Annotated in this window: 5 protein-coding genes and 1 pseudogene; 1 reads left to right on the forward strand and 5 read right to left on the reverse strand. The window is 70.0% G+C overall.

The window, feature by feature from the left end; translation table 11 throughout:
• From ACWELQ_RS38410 to ACWELQ_RS38425, 4 genes are all read right to left on the reverse strand, one after another.
• Nucleotides 1–1,983: helicase-associated domain-containing protein (locus ACWELQ_RS38410; RefSeq protein WP_452401924.1), on the reverse strand; the 1,983-nt coding region annotated here is incomplete at its 3' end.
• A 151-nt stretch (nucleotides 1,984–2,134) separates the two neighbouring features.
• A complete protein-coding gene (locus tag ACWELQ_RS38415; protein WP_452401925.1) occupies nucleotides 2,135–2,332 on the reverse strand; it encodes a hypothetical protein in 198 nt (65 codons plus the stop codon).
• Nucleotides 2,333–2,471: 139 nt separating this feature from the next.
• Nucleotides 2,472–3,104 carry a transglycosylase family protein gene (locus ACWELQ_RS38420; RefSeq protein ID WP_452401926.1) on the reverse strand — a complete coding sequence of 211 codons (633 nt, stop codon included), beginning with the start codon at nucleotides 3,102–3,104 and terminating at the stop codon, nucleotides 2,472–2,474.
• A gap of 425 nt (nucleotides 3,105–3,529) precedes the next feature.
• Nucleotides 3,530–3,760 carry a hypothetical protein gene (locus ACWELQ_RS38425; RefSeq protein WP_452401927.1) on the reverse strand — a complete coding sequence of 77 codons (231 nt, stop codon included), beginning with the start codon at nucleotides 3,758–3,760 and terminating at the stop codon, nucleotides 3,530–3,532.
• A 183-nt stretch (nucleotides 3,761–3,943) separates the two neighbouring features.
• On the opposite strand from ACWELQ_RS38425, the gene ACWELQ_RS38430 reads away from it, so the two are divergent.
• Nucleotides 3,944–4,396 carry a cold-shock protein gene (locus ACWELQ_RS38430; RefSeq protein WP_452401928.1) on the forward strand — a complete coding sequence of 151 codons (453 nt, stop codon included), beginning with the start codon at nucleotides 3,944–3,946 and terminating at the stop codon, nucleotides 4,394–4,396.
• Nucleotides 4,397–4,496: 100 nt separating this feature from the next.
• On the opposite strand, the pseudogene ACWELQ_RS38435 reads toward ACWELQ_RS38430, so the two are convergent.
• Nucleotides 4,497–4,712: pseudogene (locus ACWELQ_RS38435) on the reverse strand (hypothetical protein); the annotation flags it as partial.

Here is a 4,712-nt window from a genome sequence, read left to right on the forward strand (position 1 = left end):
GGCCGAGCGCTGCTGCGGGCGGGCGGGCAGCCGGGCACCGCGCGGGCGCAGGTCCACGATGGCGCCGGAGGAGTCCTCGCCCGCCGGGCTGAACCCGGCCGCGCGCAGGCGTTCCAGCACCTCGCCCAGCGACGCCTGGGAGATGGCGACCGTCGGTGCGACCGCGCGCAGCGCGAGTTCCCCGGCCACCGGTGCGGCCAGCACCTCGGCCAGCAGTGCCGGATCCTCGCTGCGCACGAAACTCTGTGCCATGCCCGCGCGCAGGCGGCCGTGGCGGCGGGCCACATCGTCGATGAGATACGACAGCGACTGCGGGACCGGGGTGCGGGAATGGGTGAGGAACAGATTGTGCAGTTCCGCGGCCGTGGCCCCGGCGTCCAGGGCGCGGCGCACCGACAGCTCGCTGACCCGGTACACCGTTGCGGCGCCGGCCGATTCGATATCGGAGACCAGCTCGATGCGATCCCGCAGCTCCGGGACGAGCGGCCCGGGCGCGATGACGGTCAGATCGGCCTGCACCAGCACGTGGTCCACCGGCTCCGGCAGCGCGAGCGCCATCTCGGCCTCGGCGTCCTCGGGGCTGCCGTGCAGCAGGGCCCGGCCCGCCGAGGTCACCGCGCCGCGCGCGACCAGGCCCAGCGTCTCCGCCTCCGCGAGCGTGCTTTCCACCGCTTCGCGCCGGTAGTGCCGCCGTCGGCGGGGTTGCCGCCAGGCCAGCACCCGCCCCAGGTCGACGGCGGAAACCTCGGTGCCGGGCGGGAATTCGGCGAGCAGTTCCAGGATGGCGTGCCGATCGCGGACGGCGTGCACGGTGCGCAGTCCCGCGGAGAGGGCGGCCAGGGGCTTGTCATTGGCGTCGCGCAGGCCGATCATCCACGGGAACCGGTCCAATTCCAGCCACGCCTGTGCGAGCACCACCCAGCGGCGCGGCGGCACCACGGCGAGCCAGGCGTCGGAGGTGGTGGTGGGGGTCCAGTAGTCGTCGGTGCCGTCGCCCTCGGGCGCGGGTTCGGGGGTGCCCTTGTCGAGCAGCCGTGCCGCGACCAGGATCTCGGCGAGCAGGCCCAGCCGGGTCTCGTCGATACCGGTCTGTTTGGCGACGCGGCGCAGCTCACGCACCCCGAGGCCGCCCGAGCGCAGCACCGGGGCGGGCACCCGGGCCAGCACCTCGAGCACGGAGGCGCTGTGCCGCAACAGCTCTCCCACCTCGCCCGCGGCCGCGGCGTTGATGTCGGCGGGGGAGTGCTTGGTGGTGTCGGGGCGCGGGGGAGTGAGTGCATGCGGATCGGTGACCGGCTCGTTGCGCAGCAACTGGCCCACCGCCACCGGCAATTCGACGGTCTCCTCGTCGATCCAGTTCAGCAGCCGACGCGACAGCAGCCGCTGCACGGGGCGGTCGTCGGCGGTGCCGGGCGCGGCATCGCGGGTGCGGCCGCGCGGGCCGGTGGTGGCCAGCTTGTCCAGCAGGGCCCGCTCCTGCGGCGTGGATTCGGCCAGCGCGGCGGTGATTTCGGGTTCGGTGAGCGCGTCCGGCAACTCGGTGGTGCTGCCCAGCGGCCACGGCAGCGCTTCCTGGGCGGCGGGGCTCAGCCGCAGGCCGGTATCCGGACCCCAGACCAGGGCGAGGGTGCGCAGTTTCTGTAGCGCGGCATTGACGGTCGCGGCCGGGACGCGATCCGACAGCAGTTTGCGCAGCGTCTTGGCGGGCAGCGGCGCGCCGTGCCGGCCGTCCGCGGCGCCCTGCACCACCAGGGTTTCGATGATCGCGAGATCGAGGGTGTCGAGCTCGTCCGCGGCCCGCAGCACCGAGGCGCGCTGTTCGGTGCGCGCGGCCAGCACCGCCATCGAGGCGGGCAGCGGGACGGCCAGATCGGGCCGCAGCTCCAGCAGCGTGACGAGATCCTCGTCGGAGCGCTTGGAAAGCCATTCGGCCAGAGTCAGATCGGCGCGCGCGGCCGCCGAAGTGGATTTGGTTTCGGTCACTTCACCCGATCCGTGACAGACAGTGGTGCGGCCGCCGCGGAGACCAGGCGGGCGACGGTGCCCCGACGGGCAACGGTGCCTGGAGTCGAATGCGCGGCGGCCGCCCGGGAACGAGCGCCGTTAACCGCATGGTTGTCGGTCGTGCGTCGGATCAGCGGTTGATGACGGTGTGCGGGTGCACGTAGGGCAGCTGATCGACCGGAAGCGGGAACTCGGTGTCCTCGCCGTACGGGGACAGACCGCCGGAGCGGGTCGACGAGAGCTCGGTGACCGCGTGATCGCCATTGGCCATCTCCGGCCAGCCATTGTCGACATAGGGTTTGTTCGATTTGTTCACCACGTCGCTCATTCTGGCATGAGCCCATCAAGACCGCCGCGTCCGGCACCCGGAAGTTTGCCCGTGGCACGGCGTTCCGTCGGCTACCGAAAATCACGAATGCCCCGCGTCAACGTTGACGCGGGGCATTCATGGGGAGGGAACGTGGATGCTACTGGGGCAGCAGGCCCTTGTTCGCCTCGAAGAAGTTCACGATCGTCGGATCGAGGTTGTTGTTGGCCTTGGTGGCGTTGAGGAAGTCCAGGGCGGGCTGGGGGATGTTGATGCCCTGCGACTGGGCGACCGCGATGGCGCGGTCGACGGCCTGGAAGACTTCCTGGGTGCCGTTGGCACCGCCGCCGGGGCCGGCCTGCTGCTGCGGGGCCCACTGCGGGGTTTCGGAGGCGGCGGGCGCGGGGGCGCTGCGCGGGGTGGAGCCGCTGGTGAGGCCGAGGCTCGAGGAGCAGGAGGGCCAGGCGCCCCAGCCCTGCGTGGCGAGCACCTTCTCGGCGACCGCGATCTGCTGCTCACGGGTGGCCTGGTTGGCGGTGGGGGCGTACTCGCCGCCGCCGGCCGCGTTCCAGGTGCTGGGCGAGAACTGCAGCCCACCCTGGAAACCGTTGCCGGTGTTGATGCCCCAGTTGCCGCCGGCTTCGCACTGTGCGAGGCGATCCCAGTCGGAGTCGGGTGCCGCGCTGGCGTTACCAGCCATGGCCACTCCGGCGCCGCCGAGGGCGATGCCCGTCAGGGCAACCTTGGCGACGGTGCGGCCGGTATTGGTCGGCTTGCGATGGCGTCCACTCATTTTCGGGTCTTTCCTCTCGTACGCGCCTTCGAGGTTGACTACCGGGGTCGAACTGAGAGGTCGTCCGGCCCGGCGCACTGATGTGCGCTGTTCCTCGTCTTCGCCCCTGATTCCAGTTGGGGGTCCGTACCCGCGGGGCGAAGTTCGGTGCGGCGGGCCGGTGGCGCCGGGCTGACCCGGCCCGGAGAACATTACGGCGACTCCCGCGAAAAGTCTCCATTTGGTAACCGTCGTGTCTGTCCGGGTCGCTAACCGGCGCAAGGGGTTCCGGATGGCTTCTGCGCAGGTGGTCACGGCGAGTCTCCGCCGATAGGGGTCTGTCACCGCTCTGTGACCTTCTCGTTATGTGACGAAGATCACAGGCATGCTCGGGTAACGAACGGGGCATTCCCGGTGTCGGCCGGTCGCTTCCCGGACGCCGTCGGCTAGCGCGACCGCCGGCCCGACAGCAGCGCGAACACGATCGCGAGCAGGAACCCGAGCGGCGCGCACATGGCGAGCAGGTACAGCCACAGCCCCGGCTTGGCATCGGTCAGCCCGGCGACGCCGAAGATTGCGACAACAGCCAGCAATCCAATCGCGAACAGGCCCAAGGCGATATAGAGCAGCCAGCTCGCCGAACCGCGCGGCGTCTGCTTCGAAGAGGTGTCGGACACCTCCAGACCGTAAAACTGATGTGCTCGCGCTATTCACACCGGGGTAGACTCGGGGACTATCGCGTCCTGCATAGCTGTGTGGGGCGCGTTCTTTTCGCAAACGGAAAGGTTGCGGGTGCGCGCACCCGTGGCCACTACTTGTGCCCGGCCAGCCCGGGCTTGAATGACGAACGGGTGAGCGCAGTGCCGACCGGCAAGGTGAAGTGGTACGACGTCGAAAAGGGCTTCGGCTTCCTTTCCCAGGATGAGGGTGAGGACGTCTATGTTCGATCGTCGGCGCTGCCCGATGGTGTCGAGGCGCTCAAGCCGGGACAGCGAGTGGAATTCGGAATGGCCGCGGGACGCCGTGGCCCGCAGGCGCTTTCGCTGAAGCTCCTGGAGACCCCGCCCTCCCTGCGCGACGAGCGCGGTGAACGCGGCGGCCGGGGTGAGCGCGGGGACCGCCGCGGCGGCCGCAACGACGCCCCCGTCAACCGCAAGGAACCCGAAGAGCTGCACGGCCTCATCGAGGACATGATCACGCTGCTGGAAACCAAGGTCCAGCCGGATCTGCGGCGCGGAAAGTACCCGGACCGCAAGATGTCTCAGCGCATCGCCGAAGTGGTGCGCGGCGTCGCGCGCGAGCTCGACCACTAGGCCGAAACGGCCTCGAAGACGAAAGAACCCCGGTGACTCGGTCACCGGGGTTTTTCGGTTCTGGGGTGCTTCGGTTCGAAAGCCGTTCGCGGGCGGCGAATTACGCGCCGGTGCTGACGGACCAGGCGACGTGGGGGATGAAGCTCTCCTCGCCGGTCGTGGTGTCCCGCACCAGAATCGGCAGTGCGATCTCGGTGCCCGCCAGGGTCAGCTGCACCGAGCCCGAGACGGGCTTGTCGTGCAGATACCCCTCCCGCGTCAGATACACCAGGCTCTGGACGGTGAGCGCGGTCGTGCCCAAGGCGAAGTCGTCGAG

It is taken from the genome of Nocardia sp. NPDC004722 (assembly GCF_053601505.1).

Coding starts and splice junctions, on each gene's coding strand:
- ACWELQ_RS38415 (WP_452401925.1), bottom strand. CDS start 2,332: ATGAGCGACGTGGTGAACAAATCGAACAAACCCTATGTCGACAATGGC.
- ACWELQ_RS38420 (WP_452401926.1), bottom strand. CDS start 3,104: ATGAGTGGACGCCATCGCAAGCCGACCAATACCGGCCGCACCGTCGCC.